This is a genomic window from uncultured Jatrophihabitans sp., assembly GCF_964246335.1.
Taxonomy (GTDB): domain Bacteria; phylum Actinomycetota; class Actinomycetes; order Mycobacteriales; family Jatrophihabitantaceae; genus Jatrophihabitans.
Genome location: NZ_CAXTQF010000034.1, coordinates 19,291 through 39,478 on the forward strand (window position 1 = coordinate 19,291; position 20,188 = coordinate 39,478).

The window sequence follows — 20,188 nt, forward strand, 5'->3', positions numbered from 1 at the left end:
GGCCCATGAGCCGGGTCAATACGGTAGGCGCATGCAGTACAGCGAATCGGTTGTCGATCTCATCGGGCACACCCCGCTCGTCCGACTGGGCACCGTGACCCGCGACCTCGGCCCGGACGCGCCGCTCGTGCTGGCCAAGGTCGAGTACTTCAATCCGGGCGGTTCGGTCAAGGACCGCATCGCGGTGCGGATGATCGACGCGGCCGAGGAGTCGGGCGAGCTCGAGCCGGGCGGCACGATCGTCGAGCCGACCTCGGGCAATACCGGCGTCGGCCTGGCGATCATCGCGCAGCAACGCGGCTACCACTGCGTCTTCGTGTGTCCGGACAAGGTGAGCGGCGACAAGATCAACGCGCTGCGCGCGTACGGCGCGGAGGTCGTCGTGTGCCCGACCGCCGTCGAGCCCGACGATCCGCGCTCGTACTACTCCGTGTCCGACCGGCTCGCCCGCGAGCGTCCCGGCGGCTGGAAGCCCAACCAGTACGCGAACATCAACAACCCGCGCTCGCACTACGAGACCACCGGGCCCGAGATCTGGGAGCAGACCGACGGGCGGGTGACGCACTTCGTGGCCGGTGTCGGCACCGGCGGCACGATCAGTGGCGCCGGCCGGTACCTGAAGGAACGTGGGCCGGTACGCGTCGTCGGTGCCGACCCGGAGGGCTCGGTCTACTCCGGCGGGACCGGCCGGCCGTACCTCGTCGAGGGCGTCGGCGAGGACTTCTGGCCGGACACCTACGACCGCGCCATCTGCGACGAGGTCGTGCCCGTCACCGACGGCGCGTCCTTCGCGATGACCCGTCGGTTGGCCCGCGAGGAGGGGTTGCTCGTCGGCGGCTCGTGCGGCATGGCAGTGGTGGCGGCGCTGGACGTCGCCGCGCGCGGCGGCCCGGACGACGTCATCGTCGTGCTGCTGCCCGACGGTGGCCGCGGCTACCTGTCGAAGATCTTCGACGACGACTGGATGGCCGACTACGGGTTCGTCTCGGCGGTGGGCGAGTCGTCGGTGGGCGACGTGCTGCGCAGCAAGTCCGGCGAGACGCCCTCACTCGTGCACGGGCACCCGAACGAGACCGTGCGCGACGCGATCGACATCCTGCGTGAGTACGGCGTCTCGCAGATGCCGATCGTGCGTGCCGAGCCACCGGTGACGGCAGGCGAGGTCATGGGTTCGGTGTCCGAACGGGCGCTGCTCGACGCACTGTTCGCGGGATCGGCCTCGCTGGCCGACGCGATCGAGCCACACATGTCACCGGCGCTGCCGATCATCGGGTCGGGCGAGCCGGTGTCCGCGGCGGTCGAGGCGTTGGGTGATGCGGACGCGCTGCTGGTGCACGTCGACGGCAAGCCGACCGGGGTGTTGACGCGCCAGGACCTGCTCGGCCACCTGGCCAATTCCTAGCCGCGCCTCGGTCCTCGCAGCTTGCTGGTTCGGGGCCTGTCCGGCCCGGTCCGTCCGCCTTTCCTGGCTACGGGTCGCTGGATGGCGCCCACAGCGACCACTACGCAGGCAAAGCAGATCGACGTCGTCGAGGGTGGCCGTTGCGCGGACGGTCACTCGTTCGTGGACTCGTCCGCGCCCTTGGAGCTGGGGTCGCCCTCGGCCTGGGTGTCCTTGCCCTGCCGCTCGGCGTGGTCCTTCTCGCCAGCGTCGTCGTCGTCATCTGAGTTGTCGTCGTCGTCATTTGACTTGTCGTCGTCATTTGACTTGTCGTCGTCGTCAGAACCGCTGTCGGAGTCGCCGTCCTCCTCGCCGACCTCCGGGTTGTCGTCGACCATCTCGTGCTCACCGGGGATGTCCGTGCCGCCGTGGATCGCCGTGCCGGACAGCAGTCCGGCGTCCACGTCCCAGTCGGCCTTGTCCCGGTCGACGAGGTTCTCCTCCGGCACCTCGGTGTCGACGTCCTCCATGCGGTTGATGTCGTCCACGTCCGCATCCGGTAGATCGTCGACGTCATCGTTGTCGTCGTCGCCGGACTCGTCGTCGCCGGACTTGGGTTCGGAGTCGGACTTGTCGTCGCCGGACTTGTCGTCGCTGCCGTCGGAGCTGTTGCCGTTCGCGCCGCCGTCGTGTTCGTCGCGGCCTTCGGGTGTCGGGCGGTCGGCGTCACGTCCCGCGGGGGTCGGGCGGTCCTCGTCGGGTGAGCCGTCGTTCGCCGCCATCGTGTCTCCGTCTCTCGTCGGTGCCGCTCGCTCGCCGCGGGCGTGGCCTTCAACCTAGAGATCCCCACCGGATCGTCAAACCGGCCGGCACCCCGCTCGGTAGCGTCGTGGACATGACGGGCTTCGAGACGCTGGCGATCCATGCGGGGCAGGAACCGGACCCGCGTACCGGCGCGGTGACCGTGCCGATCTACGCAACCTCGACGTACAAGCAGGACGGCGTCGGCGGCCTGCGCGAGGGCTACGAGTACAGCCGCAGCGCAAACCCCACCCGGACCGCGCTGGAGCAGGCGCTGGCCGCGCTCGAGGGCGGGACGCGCGGCCTCGCGTTCGCCAGCGGGCTCGCCGCCGAGGACACGTTCCTGCGGGCGACGTGCCGGCCCGGCGACCACGTCATCCTGCCCGGCGACGCGTACGGCGGGACGTTCCGGCTGGTCGCGCGGGTGCTCGCCAACTGGGGCCTGGAGTACACGCCGGTGCCGCTGGGCGACGTCGACGCGGTGCGCGCCGCCGTCCGGCCGAACACCCGCGTGCTGTGGTGCGAGACGCCGACCAACCCGCTGCTCGGGATCGCCGACATCGCCGCACTCGCGGGCGTCGCCCACGACGCCGGTGCCCTGCTGCTCGTCGACAACACGTTCGCGTCGCCGTACCTGCAGCAGCCGCTCGCTCTTGGCGCGGACGTCGTCGTGCACTCGACGACGAAGTACCTCGGCGGCCACTCCGACGTCGTCGGCGGCGCGCTGATCGTGCAGGACGGTGAGCTCGGCGAGCAGCTCGCGTTCCACCAGAACTCGATGGGCGCCGTGGCCGGTCCGTTCGACGCGTGGCTGGTGCTGCGCGGCATCCGCACCCTGGGCGTGCGGATGGACCGGCACTGCGCGAACGCCGAACGCGTCGTCGACTACCTCACCACGCACCCTGCCGTCGAGCGCGTCCTCTACCCGGGGCTACCCGACCATCCCGGGCACGAGGTGGCCGCGCGTCAGATGCGCGGTTTCGGTGGCATGGTCTCGTTCACGCTGCGCGGCGGCGAGCAGACCGCGCTGAAGGTGTGCGAGCTGGCGTCCGTGTTCACGCTGGGCGAGTCGCTGGGTGGCGTGGAGTCGTTGATCGAGCACCCGGGCCGGATGACGCACGCCAGCGTCGCCGGTTCCCCGCTGCAGGTGCCGGACGATCTCGTGCGGTTGTCGGTGGGCATCGAGTCGATCGACGACCTGATCGGTGATCTGGCGTCAGCCCTGGCGTGAGCGCCACTCGGACTGCAGGATCGCGAAGTCGAGCTCGGTGGACCAGGTGCCCTTGAACCACTCGTTCTCGACGAGCGTGGCCTCGAGACGCATGCCCGCCTTGCGCAGCACCGCGGCGGACGCCGGGTTCCGCTCGTCGACCCGCGCCATCACGCGGTGCATGTCGAAGGTGTCGAAGGCGAGCGCGAGCAGTGCCCGCGCCGCTTCCGTGGCGTAACCCCTACCGGCGTGCTCCGGGTTGAGGGCGTAGCCGATCTCGCACAGTTGATGCTCCTCGCTTTCCCACATGAACATCGTGTCGCCGACCAGCTCGCCGGTCTCGCGCACGACGATGGCCAGGCTCGCGGCCGTGCCCGGCTTGTTGATCGCGATCGCGCACCGGTTCGGCAGCCATGCCGCCACCTCGGCACGCGTCTTCGGCGTCCACGGGATGTAGCGACAGACGTCCTCGCGCGAGGCGTAGGCGTGGATCGCGTCGACGTCGCGGATCGGGTCGATCTGGCGCAGCGTCAGCCGTTCGGTGTGGATCGGCGGGTTGAGGTGCAGCACGGACACAGGCTAGAGCGGCGGTGCGACACCTTTAGCTGCGCAGCGCACCCGCGGGGGAGTGCCGTTCACGAACCCTCCTGCAGCTCGTGGGCGACGAGCCCCGTGCGTGAAGTACGCCCTCGCCTAGGGTCGACCTATGGAGTGCACGGTCGGCGCGATCTGGGACGAGCGGTACCTCGCGTACGACTTCGGCGACCACCCGCTCAACCCGGTGCGACTCGACCTGACGATCCGCCTCGCCCGCGAGCTCGGCGTGCTCGAGCACGTGGACATCACCGCTCCCGAGCCCGCGAGCACCGACCAGCTGGAGTCGATCCACGACCGCGCCTACCTGGACGCGGTGCGGCAGGCGAGCGGCGAACCCGGTTTCGTCGGCTTCGGCCTCGGCACCACGGACGACCCGGTCTTCCGCGGCATGTACGACGCCGCCGCGCTGGTTGCCGGCGGCTCGGCGCAGGCGGCGCTGCGGCTGCACCGCGGCGAGGTGCAGCACGCGATCAACATCGCCGGCGGCCTGCACCACGCGATGCGCGGCAACGCCAGCGGGTTCTGCATCTTCAACGACGTCGTGCTCGGCATCCGCACGCTGCTCGACCAGGGCGTCGCGCGCGTCGCGTACGTCGACATCGACGTGCACCACGGCGACGGCGTGCAGGCCGCGTTCTACGACGACCCGCGAGTGCTGACGATCAGCCTGCACCAGGATCCGCGCACGCTGTTCCCGGGGACGGGCATGCCGAGCGAGACCGGCGTAGGCGACGCCGTGGGGTCGGCCGTCAACGTCGCGCTGCCGCCGGGCACCGACGACGCCGGGTGGCTGCGTGCGTTCCGGGCCGTCGTGCCCGGCGCGGTGCGCGCGTTCGCGCCGGAGGTGCTCGTCAGCCAGTGCGGCTGCGACACCCACCACGAGGACCCGCTCGCCAATCTCGAGTTGACCGTCGACGGCCAGCGCGCGGCCATCGCCGACATGCATGCGCTTGCGCACGAGGTCACCGGCGGGCGCTGGCTCGCATTCGGCGGCGGCGGGTACGGGCTGGTGCGCTGCGTGCCGCGCACCTGGACGCACCTGCTCGCCGAGGCGACGGGGCGGCCGGTGGACCCGGCCACCGCAGTGCCGTCCGGATGGACCGGGTACGTGCGCTCGCTCGGTGCGCGCGGCGAGCTGCCGACGGCCATGGGCGAACGCCCGCTGCCCGACGTCCATCCGTGGGAGCCGGGCGACGCCGAATCCAGCAGCTGGCTGGACTCCGCGATCGGCGCGACGCGGCGCGCGTCGTTCCCGCTGCTCGGCCTGGATCCGGACGACCCGCGTGATTGACGACGTGGAGGGCGACGGCGCACCCGCGCCGGCGCACTGGGAGGCCGACGTCGTCGCAGCGGACGGCGGCATCGTGCACCTGCGCCCGATCCGTCCGTCCGATGCCGACGCGCTCGTCGCGTTCCACGGCGGGCTGTCGCAGCGCACGCGCTACCTGCGGTACTTCTCCGCGTACCCGCGTATCCCGCCGCGCGACCTGATCAGGTTCACCACCGTCGACCACCACGACCGCGTGGCGCTGATCGCCGAGCTCGCCGGCGAGATCATCGCTGTCGGCCGGTACGAGCGGCTGGCCGCAAAGTCGTCGCCCGAGGGCTCATCCCGGGCGACCGACGAGGCGGAGGTCGCGTTCGTCGTCGCCGACGCGCACCAGGGCCGCGGCATCGGCTCTGTGTTGCTCGAACACCTGGCCGCCGCAGGCCGCGAGGTCGGCATCCGGCGCTTCCAGGCTTTGGTGCTCGCCGAGAACACCGGCATGATCCGGGTGTTCCGCGAGGCCGGCTACGAAACGACGCGGCACCTCGAGCACGGTGAGGTGACGCTGGAGTTCGACATCGACGAGACCGCAGTGACCGAGACGGTGATGCGCGAGCGCGAGCAGCGTGCCGAGGCGCGGTCCATCGCGCGGCTGCTCGCCCCGTCGTCGGTCGCGGTGGTCGGCGCCAGTAACGACGCGGACAAGATCGGCAGCGCCGTGTTCGGCAATCTGCTGCGGATGGGTCTGGACGGTCCGCTCTACCCGGTGAACGCCGATGCGCGGCATGTGCACGGCGTGCGCGCGTACCCGTCCGTGCTGGACGTCCCCGACGACATCGACGTCGTGGTCATCGCGGTGCCGGCGTCCGCGGTGCCCGGCGTGGTCGAGCAGTGCGCGCAACGCGGCGTACGCGGACTGGTCGTCATCTCCGGCGGCTTCGGCGAGCGCGGCAGTGACGACGAACGCGAGCGCGGGCAGCAGGCGCAGCGCGAACTGGTGGCCGAGGCACGGGTGCACGGCATGCGGGTGGTCGGCCCGAACTGCCTCGGCATCGTCAACACCGACCCGCAGGTGCGGCTCAACGCATCGCTCGCACCGCTGCCGCCGCTGCGCGGACGTGCCGGGTTCTTCTGCCAGTCGGGCGCATTGGGTGTGGCGGTGCTCGGCGAGGCGGCGCGCCGCGGCATCGGCGTGTCGACGTTCGTGTCCGCGGGCAACCGCGCGGACGTGTCGGGCAACGACCTCATGCAGTACTGGGAGACCGACCCGGACACCGATGTCGTGCTCATGTACTTGGAGAGCTTCGGCAACCCGCGCAAGTTCGCGCGGGTCGCCCGTCGGCTGGGCCGGCGCAAACCGATCGTCGCGGTCAAGGGCGGTGCCGGCACCGTCGTCGCGGGTCTGCGGCCGACGTCGGTGGAGGTGCACGAGACGAGCGTGCAGACGCTGTTCGAGAAGTCCGGCGTCATCCGGGTCGACACCGTCGGCGATCTGTTCGACGTCGCGTTGCTGTTGACCTCGCAGCCGTTGCCGCGCGGTTCGCGCGTCGCCGTCGTCGGCAACTCGACGGCGCTCGGCGTGCTGGTGATCAACGCACTGGCCGAGGGCGGGTTGCGGCTGGCGCGGCTGGACGACGTCGGCGTCGAGGCCGGCGCCGCGGCGTTCGAGGACGCGATGCGCACCGCGCTGGCCGATCCGGGCGTCGATGCGGTAGTCGTGGTGTTCGTGCCGCCGCTGCAGCGCGCGTCGTCCGAGGACGTCGCGGTGTCGCTGCGGATGGTTGCCACGCACAGCGACAAACCGGTGGTGTCGACGTTCCTCGGCTTCGAGGGCGTCCCCGGCGGCTTGTCGGCGGAGGGGGAGACGTCGCCCGCGGCGGGCTCGGTGCCGTCCTATGCCTCGCCGGAGCGCGCGGTGCGTGCACTGGCGCGGGTGTGCCGGTACGCGGCATGGCGACGCCGCGGGCCGGGCAGCGTCCCGGCGCTCGAGGGCGTCGACCTGCCGGCCGCGCGGGAGCTCGTCCGTACTGCGCTGGCGGCGACGCCCGTCGGCCGCGAGCTGTCGCGCGAGGAGGCGCGCGTGCTCCTCGGGCACGTCGGCATCGAGACGGCCGACGGGGCGGACGGCGGACCCGCGGTCGAGGTAGTGGCCACGGTGCGCGATGACCCGTCGTTCGGTGCGTTGCTGTCCTTCGGGCTGGGCGGCGTGGCGACCGAGCTGCTCGACGACCGTGCCTACGCCAGCGTGCCGCTGACGGTCACCGACGCCGAGGACGTGCTCGACGGGCCGCGGGCCGCGCCGCTGCTCGACGGGCACGGGGGCGGCGCGGTGGCGAACCGGGTGGCGCTGCGCGACCTCGTGCTGCGGCTGTCCGGACTGGCCGACGCGGTGCCGGAGATCGGTGAGGCGGTGCTGCGCGTGCACGCCGGCGCCGACCGCGCGTCGGTGGTCGACGCCGAGGTGTGGGTTGCCGCGCCTACAGCCCGGCCGGACACCGGCCCGCGCCGGCTGCGCGGACTCTGACACCGCGGGGCCCCCGTCCGCGACCTTCTACGCTGTCTGCGTGTCGGATGCGCGTGAGGATGCGGACCGTCCGCCTGCCGCGCACATCTCCGGCAGGCGGCGCGTGATGACCCGCACCCTCGGGGGCGATCGGCGGCGGGTCGCGGTGAGCACCGTCTCGCAGGTGGTCGGCCAGTTGGTGTCGGCCGGTCTCGCCGTCATCACGCTGCGCATCCTGACCCGCACCCTCGGGGTCGCGCAGTACGGCGTGTACGCCACGGCGTTTGCGGTGGTGACCACCTTCGCGCTGATCGCCGACATCGGTGTCACCGCGATCACGGGGCGGGAGATCGCCAAGAACCCGGACCGCGCGGAAGAGATCATCGGCGACAACATGGGCCTGCGTATCGCCATGTGCGTGGCGGCGTGGCCGGTCGTCGTCGGCGTCAGCTTCATCCTGTATCCGCACGGCTCGCTGCTGGTGCACGAATGCGTCGCGATCCTGGCCGCGACGATCCCGTTGAACGGGATCCAGTGGGTGGCCCTGGCCTACTTCGCCGCGCGAGTGCACAGCGAGGTCGCCGCGATGATCGGTACCGGGCAGCAAGTGATCATGCTCGGCTTGTCCGCCGTGGTGGCGGTGCATGAGCACAGTGCGCTGGCTTTCGTGCTGGTCTACCTGATCGCGAACGCGTTTGCTGCCGCGGCGGCGGTCACGGCGTGCAGCCGCTTCATCCGGATACGCCCCAGGGCGGACTGGACGCGCTGGCGGGCCATCTTGAGGATGTCCGTCTCGCTCGGCATCATCCAGATCATCAACCTGCTGTACCTGCGCGCCGACAGTCTGGTGATCTCGACGATTCTGGGATCGGCCGCCGTCGGTGTGTACACCGTCGCCTACTCCCTGCTGCAACCTGCGCTGTCTGTTCCGACGTTCTTCATGGCGGCGCTCATGCCGTCGATGACGAGGGCCGATCCGGCAGCGCTGAGTGCGATGGTCCGTCGCGCATATCGTTACGTGGCCACGGCGGCGATGCTCATGGCGGCCGGCGGTTACGCCGTGCGGGTCGACGCCGTCACGACCGTCTCGAGCAGCGAATTCCTCGGCGCCGCCACACCGTTCGCCATCCTCGCCGGCGCCGCGATTTTCTCCTATCTGAACAACGTGATGGGGTACGCGGCCACGGCGATCGACAAGCAACACCGCTTCGTCCGGGTGTCGATCGCCGCGTTCGTCCTCAACGTCGCGCTGAACCTCGCCCTGGTGCCCGCCTTCGGGCTGAACGGGGCGGCGTCGGCCACCGTCGCCACCGAGGTCATTTCCTTCTGCGGCATCGTGTACGTCTTCCGTGCCGACACCGGGATCCGATTCGACCTCGTGCGTCCGGTGATCGAACCGGTCGTCGCCGCACTGGTGACCGTGGCCGTCGTCATCGTGCTCCCGTTGCGCGAGACGGTGGACAACGCACTGCTCCGCTTGATCCTCGACATCGTCGAGGTCGTCGTCTTGTACAGCGTCGCGTTCGCAGCGCTGGTCGCCGCGCCACGCCTCGTGCGGCGCGGGCACGACGACGGCGAGCGCGACCTGCCCGCGCGACGTGAGAGCTTAAGCGGATGAGGTCCGGTCTGGTCACGATCGTCATTCCGGCGTACAACTACGGACGCTTCCTCGCCGAAGCGCTCGACAGTGCCTTGGCCCAGACCTACCCCGATGTCGAAGTGATCGTGGTGGACGACGGGTCCACCGACGACACTGCTGCGGTGGCCGCCCGCTACGCCGACCGGATCTCTTACGTGTACCAGGCCAATGCCGGTGCGGCGTCTGCCCGTAACACCGGGGCGTGTCAGGCCAACGGCGAGTACGTCATCTTCCTCGACGCCGACAACATGTTGGACGAGCACTACATCGAGAAGACGCTTGGGGTGTTGGGGCAACAACCGCCGTCCGTCGGGTACGTGTACACGCAGCTCGCGCGGTTCGGCGCGGAAGAGGGCATCTCGCAGTATCCGGGCTTCCTGCTCGACTACCTGCGCGTCCGGAACTACATCGATGCGTGCTGTCTGCTCCGCGCGTCGGTCCTGGCCGACCATCGGTACGACACTCGCTTCACCGCGCTGGAGGACTGGGACTTCTACCTCAGCCTGGCCGAGGACGGCATCGTCGGTCTGCTGCTGAACGAACCGTTGCTTCTTTACCGCGTGCATGCAGACGGCGTGAGCGTCACCGACCGGATCACGGCACGCAGCGGCCGGCGGCTGCTGCGCAGGCTGCGGCGCAAGCACTGGCGGCTGTACGGAATCGCGGAGACCGCACTGTTCTCCTCGCGGGTGCGCTACTCCCGGCAGGCCGCTGCGGCTCCGGTGTCGACGGAACCGAGCGTCTGACCCGCGGATCGGCTCAGCTGTGGATGGGTGAGCCGTGCGCCGGGCCACCGCCGCCCGGCGTCACCGCGATGCGGGGCGCGAGGTGCGCGACGAGCGGCCCGAGTGACGCCGGCGGCGTCCAGCCGTAGCGCACCGCGGTCCCGTTGGTGACCACCACGCGGCAGGACACCGCGTTGACCGTCGTCGTCACCACGGGCAGCTTCGTGCCGTCCGCAGTGACGCCCACGATGGCGAGCTGCCGCTCGTCGGCGCGGACGAGCAGCGGACAGGCGCCGGTCGGGCGGGTCTTCGCGGCGTCCTCCAGGCTGGTCCGCAACGTGTCGGCCTGCGCGCCGGTGAGGGTGATGCCGGCCGGTCGCTGCGCAGCGGGTGACGACCCCTCGGGATACGCGCACACGACGAGCCGGGCCACCGGCTTCGCGAACAGTGCGCCACCCGCCCCCGCCGCCTGCCCGGTGCCGCCGCCTGCACCCGGCGTCAGCCCACCAGGGTTGGCCGCCCCGGGGCGAGGGGCGACGCGGGCGGGCGCCGCGGCCGGACATGCCCCGGCGGCGGCTCCAGTAGCAGGGGCGGCCTGAGTCGCGCCACCGGCGCGACTTCCTGCGGCCTTGCCTGCGCTGGCCCCGCTGGTCTGCTGCGCGGAGTCGCTGCCGCCCCAGATGAGCGCGCCACCGGTGCCGGCCGCGGCCACCACGAGCACCACCGCCGCACCGGAGAGCAACCGCACCCGCCGTTGCGTCGCACGGTCCCGGCCGGCGGCCACCAAGCGGTCGACGTCGACGTCCTGGGTCGCGTCGCCCTCGCCGCGGCGCAGCGCGGCGCGCAGGTCGTTCTCGCTCGGGCTCATGCCGCACCCCCACTGCTGGTGGCCGAACTCGCGGCGTTCACTCGCAGCCGGCCGAGTGCCCGTGCGCAGCTGCTCTTGACCGTGCCGACCGGCATCCTCAGCGTGATCGCGGTGTCCTGCTCGGACAGGTCGCAGTAGTAGCGCAGCACCACCACCGCCCGCTCGCGCGGATCCAGGTCGGCGAGCAGCCGGCGCAGCTCGTCGCGCTCGTCGGAGACGGCTGCCTCATCGCCGCCGGGTGTCGGCTGGTCGGGCAGCGTCTCGGTCGGCCGCTCACCCCACCACCTGCGTCGGCTCTGATCGATGTGCGCGCTGACGAGCGACTTGCGGGCATACGCCAGCGGCGCGTCGATGCGTCCCCACTTCAGGTACATCTTCGTCAACACCGTCTGCACCAGATCCTCGCCGCGATGGTGGTCGCCGGTCAGCAGCCGCGCGGCGTGCAGCAGCGATGCGCCGTTCGCCTCGACGAACGCGCGGAACCCTGCCTCGTCACGCACCTGGTGACCTCCCTGACAGGTGAGACGAGGTGGGTGGCCGGGAAAGTTCGCGCCACATGCGCACGTGCGGAATCGGGTGCCGCTCGTCGGTGAAGACGTCGCCGTACTCCGCGAACCCGACGTCGGCATAGAAGCCGCGCGCCGTCTCCCGGGCGTTGCACCAGAGCACCTGCGCCTTCGCGTCGTGGACCTGTTCGACGGCCGCCTCGACCACCGCGCGGCCGAGTCCCTCGCCGCGCCGCTCGGGCAGGGTGGCCATCTGCCGCAGGTGCCAGGCCGTGCGTCCGGGCAGCCAGGGGCACGGGTCGGGATACACGAAGCAGGTGCACGCGACGGTCCCGTCGTCGTCCACGGCGCCGAAGTGGACGCCGTGCACGCCGTCGGTGAGCTCGTCGCCGGGCAGCGCGTCCGCCGCCGAGAGCTGTGGGCGCAGCACCGCGCGGCGCAGCTCCCGTGTGCGTGCCTGGTCGACGATCTCGACGTGCACGGCTACTGCCCGGGTCGGTAGACCATGAGCACGACGATCACGACGAACAGCACTCCGACAACACCGCCGGCACCCGCCACGCGACCGGTCAGCGCGCCGACCGTCTCGCCCTCGGCGATGAGCTTCGTCGCGCGGTTGAGGGTCGGCACGAGGACGAACAGCACCAGCGCGATCGCGAGCGCCCACAGCACGATCGACAGCCAGATCCAGGTCTGCGAGAACTCGCCGAAGTGCGGTGGTCCCCTGTACACGCTCAATGCCGAATAGCCCTGTATGCCGTACTCGCCCGACCGCGAGCGATACATCAGCACGATTCCGCTGATGATCACTAAGGCGGATGCGATGCCGTAGATGCGCAGCATGCGTGCGGAACTTGCGGTGGCCGCCGCATCGGCCTTGCGGATGCCGCGCCCTGCGGTGGTCGCGGCGTGCACCAGCGGTCCGACCGCGAACACCGCGAAGATCAGGTGCAGTGCGAGCAGGAACTTGGTCACGCCGCGAGAGTAGTGCGCGCTCGGTTTGCACCCGCTGCCGTTGCTAACGGACGTCGGATCGGGCGAGTTAGCGACGATTACGGGTGCAAACCGACGGGTGTCAGGCGCGCGACCCGCAGATGACGTTGCGCAGGCCGCACGGCGTCGGTCTGCTGGGCAAAGCGCAACGAGCAGTGACGGTCAGCCGGGCTGGCGGTCGCCGGTGTCGATCAGCGCCTGCAGCGCGGGCGTCCACCAGCCCGCGTAGCGCTGCTGCAGCTGCGGGATCTGCCAGTCCGTACCCTCGACGACCTGGCGACAGCGGTACGTCTCGCAGTGGCAGAACAGCACGAAGTCGCCGTCGGCGACGGCGGTGGCGTAGTCGACCGTCAGCTCCTCGTGCGCGGTGATCTCGCGCCGCGCGACGAGGGTGCGGTCGTCGACGAAGCCGAGGTTCGGGTCGCAGCTGTGATTGATCTCCACCAGGTCCTGCGCGTGCGCCGGCGCGCCGTCGAAGCGCAGGACGACCTCGCCCGCGGCGAGCGACCCGCCGGTGAACAACCCGAAGCCGGCGATCAGCGAGGGGCCGCTCGTCACGCCGTCGCCGACGAACTCAGCTGGCGGCACGCCGGCGACCGCGGCGACTGGACAGGTAGTCGGCGACGACGTACTCACCGAGCCGGCCGCGCTTCGGCTCGAAGACCCGGCCGCCGTTGCGCCGCCCCAGCTCCTGCATGAACTGCACGAGCCGTGGGTCGTCGTCGAGCATGAACACGTTGATCGTCGCGCCGCTGCGGGTGCAGCGCTCCACCTCGGCCATGGTCGCGGCGAGTGTCTCCGGCGTCGGCGGCCACGCGAAGTCGGCGAAGCCGTCCGGCGCGAGGTGGGCCGTCGGCTCGCCGTCGGTGATCACCAGGATGACCGGCTCCGCGCCGCGGTGCTTGTCGAGGTGCCGACGAGCCAGCATCAGGCCGTGCTGCAGGTTCGTGCCCTGCACGCGGTCCCAGCTGTGCTCGACGAGCGCGGCCGGCGTCATGACGCGTGCGTAGTCGCTGAACCCGATGATCTCGATCGCGTCCTGCGGGTACTTGGTCGTCACCAGCGAATGCAACGCGAGCGCGGTGGTCTTCGCCTCGCCCCAGGTGCCGCGCAGCTCCATGGAGTACGACATGTCGACGAGCAGCGCGATGGCCGCCGACGCGCGCCGCTCGGTATCCACGACCTCGAAGTCATCTGGTTGCAGCGCGACGTCGCCCGGACCGTTGCGCAGTACGGCATTGCGGACGGTGCGCACGACGTCGAGCGGCTGCTCGTCGCCGAAACGCCATTCCCGGCTCGCGCCGGTGATCTCGCCCGCGGCACCGGCGTCGCGTACGTCGTGCGTGCCACGCCCGCGCGACTCGACCATCGCGAACACCCGGCGCAACGCCGTGCCGCCCAGCCGGCGCAGCGCGCGTGGCGTCAGCCGCATGCCGTCGCCGCCCTTGCTGACGAAGCCCTGCTCGCGCAGTTCGCGCTCGATGCGTCGCAGCTGCGCCATGTCCTCGACGGCGGCGCGGCCGAGCGCGCGCTCGACGAGCTCCTCGTCGACGTCGTCGAGGCTCGCGCCCGGATAGTCCTGGCTGAGCAGCTCCTGCAGCTGATCCAGATCGGCGAGCTCGGCCAGCGCGCCGGTGGCGTCCGAGTAACCCATGCCCGGACCCTCGCCGTCGGTGCGCTGGCGGGCACCCCACTGCAGGTCCGGCCGCGCGGAGCGCAGGCCCTGCTGCAGCCGGGCCATCTGCTCCTCCAGCCCGGCCTGACCCATGGCGCCCGCCATCAGGTTGCCGAGCTCGGCGCGCTGCTCGTCGGTGAGCGAGTTCATCAGCTGCTGCGCGGCCGCGGCGCGCCGGGCCATCGCGTCGATCAGCTCGTCGAGGTTCTGCGGTTGCTCGGGGAAGAACTCGCCGTACTGCTCCATGAACTCGTCGAACTGTTCCTGCGTGTGCTCGCCGCGCGCGTCCGCGTCGAGCATGTCGTTGAGCGCCGACATCATCTCGCGGATGCGTTCGAGATCTTCGGGCGTGGCGTTCTGCAGGGCGTCGCGCATGCCGGCGAACTGCGCGTCGAGGACCTCGCTGCGCAGCAGTTCCTGGATCTGTTCGTACGTCTGACGCGCGTCGGGGGAGCGCCACTGGTAGTCGGCCAGCTGCCGGACGGCGCGCGACGTGTCGCGCGGCAACTGGTCCAGTTCGGCTTCGGCCATCCGCGCGGAGTCCGACGGCTCGGGGAACAGCGCGCGACGCTCTTCGTCGACGGCTTTGTCCAGCAGCTCGCGGACCTGCTCCAGCGTGCCGTCCAGACGCGTGTTGCGGCGTAGTTCGCGGGCGCGCTCGCGGGCCTGGCGGCGCAGCTCCTCCATGCCGGCGCGATCCTGCGTGCCGCGGCGCAGGAGCCGGTTCAGGGCCTCCCGCGGGGACATGCCGGCCAGGACGTCGTCGCCGATCTCGTCCAGGGCGGAGCGGACGTCATAGGGCGGCTCGAGCGGGTCCGGGCCCCCGGCCCACCTGCCGTATCTCACGCTCACCCCATCGAGCGTAACCAGCGATGCTCGTTGACGTCGACGAAGCGCGTGAACTTCGACCCACGCCGGTCCGACCGGTGCGCAGCGCGTTCGGCGGACGCGACGCGAGACCATGGAGCGGTGACCGTCGCCGAAGTCGTCCAGCCCCTCGTCAGTGCCACGCTGGGTGACCAGGTGCCGATCCGGCTGCGCTGCTGGGACGGCAGTGAGGTCGGGCCGTCCGACGCGGTCGTCGCGTTCCACTTCGTCAACCGCCGCGCGCTGCGGCGACTGTTGTGGGCACCGAACGAGCTCGGCTTCGCGCGTGCCTACGTCAGCGGCGACATCGAGGTGGAGGGCGACCTCTGGGCCGGGCTCGAGGCGTTGGAGCAGGTCGCCGACCCGGACGAGGGGCCCGGTGTCAGCGTCGACCGCGCCACGAAGAAGGCGCTGGTGCGGGCCGTGCTGCGTCTGGGGATCCTCGGATTGCCGCCTGCGCCCCCCGCCGAGGAGGCGCGACTGAGCGGGCGGCGGCACAGCAGGACGCGCGACGCCGACGCGATTGCGCACCACTACGACGTCGGCAACGACTTCTACCGGATCCTGCTCGGCGAATCGATGACGTACTCGTGCGCCTACTGGTCGCAGGACGGCGAGCTCGGCGAGGCTGCGTTGGCGGCCGCACAGTTCGGCAAGTGCGATCTGGTCGCCCGCAAGCTGGCCCTCGCGCCGGGCGAACGGGTGCTCGACGTCGGCTGCGGGTGGGGCACGTTCGCGCTGCACGCGGCCCGCACCTACGGCGCGCGCGTCGTCGGTGTCACGCTCTCGCGTGAGCAGGCGACGTACGCGCAGCAGCGGATGGAGCGCGAAGGCGTCGGGCACCTGGTCGAGATCCGGGTGCAGGACTACCGCGACGTGACCGACGGCCCGTTCGACGCCATCGCCAGCATCGGGATGGCCGAGCACGTCGGTGCCGACGAACTGGCCGACTACGCCGGGCACCTGTTCAGGCTGCTCGGTAACGAAGGTCGGCTGCTCAACCACGCCATCGCGCGGCGGCCGGGCCCGCGGCCCGGCTTCTCGGCCACCTCGTTCATCGACCGGTACGTGTTCCCCGACGGGGAGCTGCAACCGGTGTCGACGATGACCGACACGCTGGAGGGTGTCGGTTTCGAGGTGCGCGACGTGCAGGCGTTGCGCGAGCACTACACGCTGACGCTGCGCGCCTGGCTGGCGAATCTGGAACGCGGGTGGGCCGACGCCGTCGCCGCGTCCAGCGCGGCGCGCGCCCGGATCTGGCGGCTCTACATCGCCGGCTCGGCGCTGGCCTTCCGCGCCAACCGCATCGGGGTGAACCAGGTGCTGGCCGTCCGGCCCGGCCCGCGCGGCCGCAGTGGCCTGCCGCTGGCCCGTTCCGTCTGACGCGAACGGGACGCTCCGCCGCCTCGCGCCGGTCGGGCGTTACGAGCCGTAGACCGTCCGCGCGCCGTCCGAGTCCTTCGCCAGCCGGCGATTGAGGTACAACCCCTCGAGCGCGAACTCGAGCACCGACGCCGCCAGTCCGACGGCGGCGGCGCCTTCGCCGATGCTGTCCGGCTCGAGCCGGTCGAGCAGGGTCGAGAGCACCGGCACTGCGCCGAGCTGGTCGAGCAGCTCCTGCGCGGACGTGGCGTCGCCGGTGGTGACGGTGGCGCCGCCCTCGAAGCGTTCCTGCAGCAGGCGCAGGTCCATGCCGGCCAGCCGCGAGCGGTACGTCTCGACGACCGCACGGCGCAGCAGGTGTTCGAGCACCTCGAACTCGCGACCTTCGTCGGCGTCGTCGAACTCGACCTTGCCGCGCGACGCCGGCACGACAGCCGGCAGGTCACAGACCCGCGCCACGGCAGCGCCTTCGCCGGTGATCGCTGCCCGCCGCACCGCGGACGCCGCGACGGTCTCGACCGCCGCGATCGCGAAGCGCGCAGACACCCCCGAGCGCTGGTCGATCTGCGGCGCGTCGCGCACGGCGCGGGCGAACCGGCCGACGACCTCCAGCAGGTGTTGCGGGACGAGCGGGGCCGCGTATCCATCGGCGTCGTCCACGTCCCACAGAACGGCGGCTTCCTGCGCGATCAACGTCAGCTCGTCGATCAGCTCCAGCGGGTAGTGCGTGCGCACCTCTGCGCCGAAGCGGTCCTTCAGCGGCGTGATGATCCGGCCGCGATTGGTGTAGTCCTCGGGGTTCGCGCTCGCCACGACCAGCAGGTCGAGTGGCAGCCGCAGCTGGTAACCGCGCACCTGGATGTCGCGCTCCTCCAGCACGTTCAGCAGCGCCACCTGGATGCGCTCGGCGAGGTCGGGCAGCTCGTTGATGGCGAAGATGCCGTGGTTGGTGCGCGGCACGAGCCCGTAGTGCACCGTCTCCGGATCGCCCAGCGTGCGCCCCTGCGCGACCTTGATCGGGTCGATGTCGCCGATCAGGTCACCGACGCTGGTGTCCGGCGTCGCAAGTTTCTCCCCGAACCGCTCGCTGCGGTGCTTCCAGGCGACCGGCGTCAGCTCGCCGTCGGTTCCGAGCAGCTGTTGGCAGCGCACGCAGATCGGCGAATAGGGATGGTCGTTGATCTCGCAGCCGGCGACCACCGGGGACCACTCGTCGAGCAGGCCGAGCAGTGTGCGGATCAGGCGCGTCTTGCCCTGGCCGCGCTCGCCGAGCAGCACGAGGTCGTGGCCGGCGAGCAGCGCGCGCTCGACCTCGGGCACGACGGTGTCCTCGAAGCCGACGATGCCCGGCATCGACGGTTGCCCGGCGCGCAGCCGCTCGATCAGGTTCTGACGGATCTCGGTCTTGACCGTGCGCTGGACGTGGCCCGATGCGCGTAGCTCGCCGAGCGTTTCGATGGCGGGTTGGCTCACCCACTCGACGCTACGTCGCCCGTGCAAACTGCGGCCCGTCGCGCCCCCGCTGATCAACAGTCGGTTTCGGGCACCAGGGCGCGCAGAATCGACTGTTGATCACCGGGAGGGGGTGCAGGTGCCGTCTTGCCTTGACTGACCACTCAACGCACGAGGGGCGCGGTGTGCCAGAGTCTGTGCGTGGCCGATGTGCACCCGGCGGGCGTCGACGATCTCGACGCCCGGCTGCTGCGCGCACTGGACGCCGCGCCGAAGGTCGGGGTGCTCGAGCTGTCCCGGCGACTCGGCGTCGCCCGCGGCACCGTGCAGGCGCGGCTGGACAGGCTGGCCGAACGCGGTGTGATCGCGACCTTCGCCCCGACGCTGGACCCGACGGCGCTCGGCTACACCGTCACCGCCTTCGCCACGCTGGAGATCAGTCAGGGCAAGGGCCGCGCCGTGCTCGAGCACCTGCGCGCCATCCCGCAGGTGCTCGAGGTGCACACGATCACCGGGCCCGGCGACATGCTGTGTCGCGTCGTGGCGCGATCCAACGACGACCTGCAGCAGGTGCTGGACCGCGTCACCGAGTTCCCGGAGATCGTCCGCACCTCGACGGTGATCGCGCTCAGCAACCCCGTGTCGCACCGGGTGCTGCCGCTCGTCTGAGCTCTACCCGGCAAACGGTTTGGCGGCGACGAGCGCGACCTTCATCGTCTTGCCGTTCGGCGTCTCGTACTCGACCGTGTCGCCCTCCCGCGCGCCGGTGAGCGCCTTGCCCAGCGGGGACGCGGCGGAGTAGACCTCGACACCCGCGGTGTCGGCCTCCTCACGCGAGCCGATGAGGAACGTCTCGTCCTCGTCGTCGCCGTCGAAGCGCACCGTCACCAGCATGCCGGGGCCGCCGACACCCTCGCTGACCGGCGCCTCGCCGACCTTCGCGTTGCGCAGCAGCTCCTGCAGCTGCACGATGCGGCCTTCCTGCTTGCCCTGTTCCTCGCGGGCCGCGTGGTAGCCGCCGTTCTCCTTGAGGTCGCCCTCTTCGCGGCGGTCGTTGATCTCCTTGGCCATCGCGGTGCGGTTGCCGATCAGGCCGTCCAGCTCACTCGACAGGCGGTCGTACGCGTCCTGGGTGAGCCAGGTGACGGTAGCGGTGTCGTCGTTGGTGGACACGGGAGTACTCCAGGGTGCTAGCGGAAAACGAACCACGAACGTAACACCGGACACCGCGGACCGGGCAACTCGTAAACCGACGGTTCAGTCCGCAACAATGGACGTCGTGACCGCTGGGAACGACGAACAGCTGCGGCTGATGGCCGTGCACGCGCATCCGGACGACGAGTCCAGCAAGGGTGCGGCGACAATGGCCCGCTACGTGGATCAGGGCGTCGACGTCCTGGTCGTCACCTGTACCGGCGGGGAGCGCGGCAGCATCCTGAACCCCGCGCTGAAGGGCCGCGAGGACATCGAGGCGAACATGACCGAGATCCGCCGCGCGGAGATGGACCGCGCCCGCGAGATCCTCGGCGTGCGCCAGCACTGGCTCGGCTTCGTCGACTCCGGGCTGCCGGAGGGCGACCCGCTGCCGCCGCTGCCCGAGGGCTGCTTCGCGTTGGCGCCGCTGGACGAAGCGGTCGGCCGGTTGGTGCGCGAGATCCGCGAGTTCCGTCCGCAGGTCATGACGACCTACGACGAGTTCGGCGGCTACCCGCATCCCGACCACATCCGCTGCCACGAGATCTCGGTTGCCGCGTTCGACGCGGCGGCCGATCCGGAGCGCTATCCGGACGCCGGTGAGCCGTGGCAGGTGTCCAAGCTCTACTACGACGTCGGCTTCTCCGCCGAGCGCTCCAAGGCGCTGCACGAGGCCATGCTCGCCCGCGGCCTCGACTCGCCGTTCGAGGAGTGGTTCAAGCGGCGCGAGGAGTGGATGAGCAAGCGCCGGCCGCCGAACGTCACCACACGGGTGCCGGTCGCCGACTGGTTCGAGCGACGCGACGCCGCGCTGCTCGCGCACGCCACCCAGGTGGACCCGGACGGGTGGTTCTTCAAGGTGCCGCTGGACCTGCAGCGCGAGGTGTGGCCGACCGAGGACTTCGAACTGGCCCGCTCGGTGGTCGACTCGTCGTTGCCGGAGGACGACCTGTTCGCCGGGGTCCGGGAGCCGGTGTCGTCGTGAGCGCGCTGGCGCTGTCCGCGGCGACCGCGAGCGAGCCGCTGGCGCGCACCAGCGAGGGCAGCAAGTCCGGCCCGATCGGTCTGGCGATCATCCTGCTGCTGTGCATCGCCTGCTACTTCCTGTTCAAGTCGATGTCCGGGCA

General features: G+C 71.0%; 19 protein-coding genes. 9 read left to right on the top strand and 10 right to left on the bottom strand.

Features of this window, described 5'->3' with window-relative positions; all coding sequences use genetic code 11:
- The first annotated feature begins 31 nt into the window (after positions 1-31).
- Positions 32-1,402 carry a cystathionine beta-synthase gene (locus ACFFCN_RS11190; RefSeq protein ID WP_375491603.1) on the top strand — a complete coding sequence of 457 codons (1,371 nt, stop codon included), beginning with the start codon at positions 32-34 and terminating at the stop codon, positions 1,400-1,402.
- A gap of 152 nt (positions 1,403-1,554) precedes the next feature.
- On the opposite strand, the gene ACFFCN_RS11195 is transcribed toward ACFFCN_RS11190, so the two are convergent.
- On the bottom strand, positions 1,555-2,163 hold the full coding sequence (locus ACFFCN_RS11195) for a hypothetical protein (RefSeq protein WP_375491605.1): 609 nt from the start codon (positions 2,161-2,163) through the stop codon (positions 1,555-1,557).
- Between the two features lie 107 nt (positions 2,164-2,270).
- Here ACFFCN_RS11195 and ACFFCN_RS11200 point away from each other — a divergent pair, with 107 nt between their 5' ends.
- Entirely contained in the window at positions 2,271-3,413 is a 1,143-nt protein-coding gene (locus ACFFCN_RS11200) for a cystathionine gamma-synthase (protein ID WP_375491607.1), read from the top strand.
- Here ACFFCN_RS11200 and ACFFCN_RS11205 read toward each other — a convergent pair.
- On the bottom strand, positions 3,399-3,962 hold the full coding sequence (locus tag ACFFCN_RS11205) for a GNAT family N-acetyltransferase (protein WP_375491609.1): 564 nt from the start codon (positions 3,960-3,962) through the stop codon (positions 3,399-3,401). The genes ACFFCN_RS11200 and ACFFCN_RS11205 overlap by 15 nt on opposite strands.
- Positions 3,963-4,098: 136 nt before the next feature.
- Here ACFFCN_RS11205 and ACFFCN_RS11210 point away from each other — a divergent pair, with 136 nt between their 5' ends.
- The 4 genes from ACFFCN_RS11210 to ACFFCN_RS11225 are packed head-to-tail and all read left to right on the top strand — an operon-like array spanning position 4,099 to position 10,144.
- The gene (locus ACFFCN_RS11210) at positions 4,099-5,280 is read left to right on the top strand and encodes an acetoin utilization protein AcuC (protein ID WP_375491611.1); all 1,182 of its coding nucleotides are present in this window, start codon (positions 4,099-4,101) and stop codon (positions 5,278-5,280) included.
- Entirely contained in the window at positions 5,273-7,780 is a 2,508-nt protein-coding gene (locus ACFFCN_RS11215) for a GNAT family N-acetyltransferase (protein WP_375491613.1), read from the top strand. Before ACFFCN_RS11210 ends, ACFFCN_RS11215 begins: the two co-directional genes overlap by 8 nt.
- A gap of 40 nt (positions 7,781-7,820) precedes the next feature.
- Positions 7,821-9,377 (top strand): flippase, encoded by a 1,557-nt coding sequence (locus tag ACFFCN_RS11220; RefSeq protein ID WP_375491615.1) that lies wholly within the window; start codon positions 7,821-7,823, stop codon positions 9,375-9,377.
- Positions 9,374-10,144, top strand: a complete 771-nt coding sequence (locus ACFFCN_RS11225) for a glycosyltransferase family 2 protein (protein WP_375491617.1) — start codon at positions 9,374-9,376, stop codon at positions 10,142-10,144. The genes ACFFCN_RS11220 and ACFFCN_RS11225 overlap by 4 nt, the downstream gene beginning before the upstream one ends.
- Positions 10,145-10,157: 13 nt before the next feature.
- On the opposite strand, the gene ACFFCN_RS11230 is transcribed toward ACFFCN_RS11225, so the two are convergent.
- The 6 genes from ACFFCN_RS11230 to ACFFCN_RS11255 form a co-directional block, all read right to left on the bottom strand.
- Positions 10,158-10,991 carry a hypothetical protein gene (locus ACFFCN_RS11230; RefSeq protein WP_375491619.1) on the bottom strand — a complete coding sequence of 278 codons (834 nt, stop codon included), beginning with the start codon at positions 10,989-10,991 and terminating at the stop codon, positions 10,158-10,160.
- Positions 10,988-11,491: a SigE family RNA polymerase sigma factor gene (locus ACFFCN_RS11235; protein ID WP_375491621.1), complete on the bottom strand. Its 504-nt coding sequence runs from the start codon at positions 11,489-11,491 to the stop codon at positions 10,988-10,990. The genes ACFFCN_RS11230 and ACFFCN_RS11235 overlap by 4 nt, the downstream gene beginning before the upstream one ends.
- The gene (locus ACFFCN_RS11240) at positions 11,484-11,978 is read right to left on the bottom strand and encodes a GNAT family N-acetyltransferase (protein WP_375491623.1); all 495 of its coding nucleotides are present in this window, start codon (positions 11,976-11,978) and stop codon (positions 11,484-11,486) included. Before ACFFCN_RS11240 ends, ACFFCN_RS11235 begins: the two co-directional genes overlap by 8 nt.
- A 2-nt stretch (positions 11,979-11,980) precedes the next feature.
- The gene (locus ACFFCN_RS11245; RefSeq protein ID WP_375491624.1) at positions 11,981-12,472 is read right to left on the bottom strand and encodes a hypothetical protein; all 492 of its coding nucleotides are present in this window, start codon (positions 12,470-12,472) and stop codon (positions 11,981-11,983) included.
- A gap of 180 nt (positions 12,473-12,652) precedes the next feature.
- Complete coding sequence (locus tag ACFFCN_RS11250; RefSeq protein ID WP_375491626.1) at positions 12,653-13,078, bottom strand: SET domain-containing protein-lysine N-methyltransferase; 426 nt, start codon at positions 13,076-13,078, stop codon at positions 12,653-12,655.
- Positions 13,065-15,017 (bottom strand): VWA domain-containing protein, encoded by a 1,953-nt coding sequence (locus ACFFCN_RS11255; RefSeq protein ID WP_375491628.1) that lies wholly within the window; start codon positions 15,015-15,017, stop codon positions 13,065-13,067. The genes ACFFCN_RS11250 and ACFFCN_RS11255 overlap by 14 nt, the downstream gene beginning before the upstream one ends.
- Before the next feature lie 117 nt (positions 15,018-15,134).
- Here ACFFCN_RS11255 and ACFFCN_RS11260 point away from each other — a divergent pair, with 117 nt between their 5' ends.
- Entirely contained in the window at positions 15,135-16,415 is a 1,281-nt protein-coding gene (locus tag ACFFCN_RS11260; protein ID WP_375491630.1) for a class I SAM-dependent methyltransferase, read from the top strand.
- Between the two features lie 39 nt (positions 16,416-16,454).
- Here ACFFCN_RS11260 and ACFFCN_RS11265 read toward each other — a convergent pair whose 3' ends face one another.
- The gene (locus tag ACFFCN_RS11265; protein ID WP_375491632.1) at positions 16,455-17,888 is read right to left on the bottom strand and encodes a sigma 54-interacting transcriptional regulator; all 1,434 of its coding nucleotides are present in this window, start codon (positions 17,886-17,888) and stop codon (positions 16,455-16,457) included.
- A 180-nt stretch (positions 17,889-18,068) separates the two neighbouring features.
- Between ACFFCN_RS11265 and ACFFCN_RS11270 the strand changes: the two genes are divergently transcribed.
- Positions 18,069-18,536, top strand: a complete 468-nt coding sequence (locus ACFFCN_RS11270) for an Lrp/AsnC family transcriptional regulator (RefSeq protein WP_375491634.1) — start codon at positions 18,069-18,071, stop codon at positions 18,534-18,536.
- 3 nt (positions 18,537-18,539) lie between these two features.
- Here the strand turns inward: ACFFCN_RS11270 and greA are convergent, their stop codons facing one another.
- Positions 18,540-19,040 carry a transcription elongation factor GreA gene (greA, locus tag ACFFCN_RS11275; RefSeq protein WP_375491635.1) on the bottom strand — a complete coding sequence of 167 codons (501 nt, stop codon included), beginning with the start codon at positions 19,038-19,040 and terminating at the stop codon, positions 18,540-18,542.
- Positions 19,041-19,137: 97 nt separating this feature from the next.
- Here greA and mca point away from each other — a divergent pair, with 97 nt between their 5' ends.
- On the top strand, positions 19,138-20,046 hold the full coding sequence (mca, locus tag ACFFCN_RS11280) for a mycothiol conjugate amidase Mca (protein ID WP_375491638.1): 909 nt from the start codon (positions 19,138-19,140) through the stop codon (positions 20,044-20,046).
- Positions 20,047-20,188: the final 142 nt, after the last annotated feature.

Bases quoted from the DNA above. Each gene is read 5' to 3' on its own strand.
- ACFFCN_RS11190 (WP_375491603.1), top strand. From the start codon at position 32: ATGCAGTACAGCGAATCGGTTGTCGATCTCATCGGGCACACCCCGCTC.
- ACFFCN_RS11195 (WP_375491605.1), bottom strand. From the start codon at position 2,163: ATGGCGGCGAACGACGGCTCACCCGACGAGGACCGCCCGACCCCCGCG.
- ACFFCN_RS11210 (WP_375491611.1), top strand. From the start codon at position 4,099: ATGGAGTGCACGGTCGGCGCGATCTGGGACGAGCGGTACCTCGCGTAC.
- ACFFCN_RS11225 (WP_375491617.1), top strand. From the start codon at position 9,374: ATGAGGTCCGGTCTGGTCACGATCGTCATTCCGGCGTACAACTACGGA.
- ACFFCN_RS11230 (WP_375491619.1), bottom strand. From the start codon at position 10,991: ATGAGCCCGAGCGAGAACGACCTGCGCGCCGCGCTGCGCCGCGGCGAG.
- mca (WP_375491638.1), top strand. From the start codon at position 19,138: ATGGACGTCGTGACCGCTGGGAACGACGAACAGCTGCGGCTGATGGCC.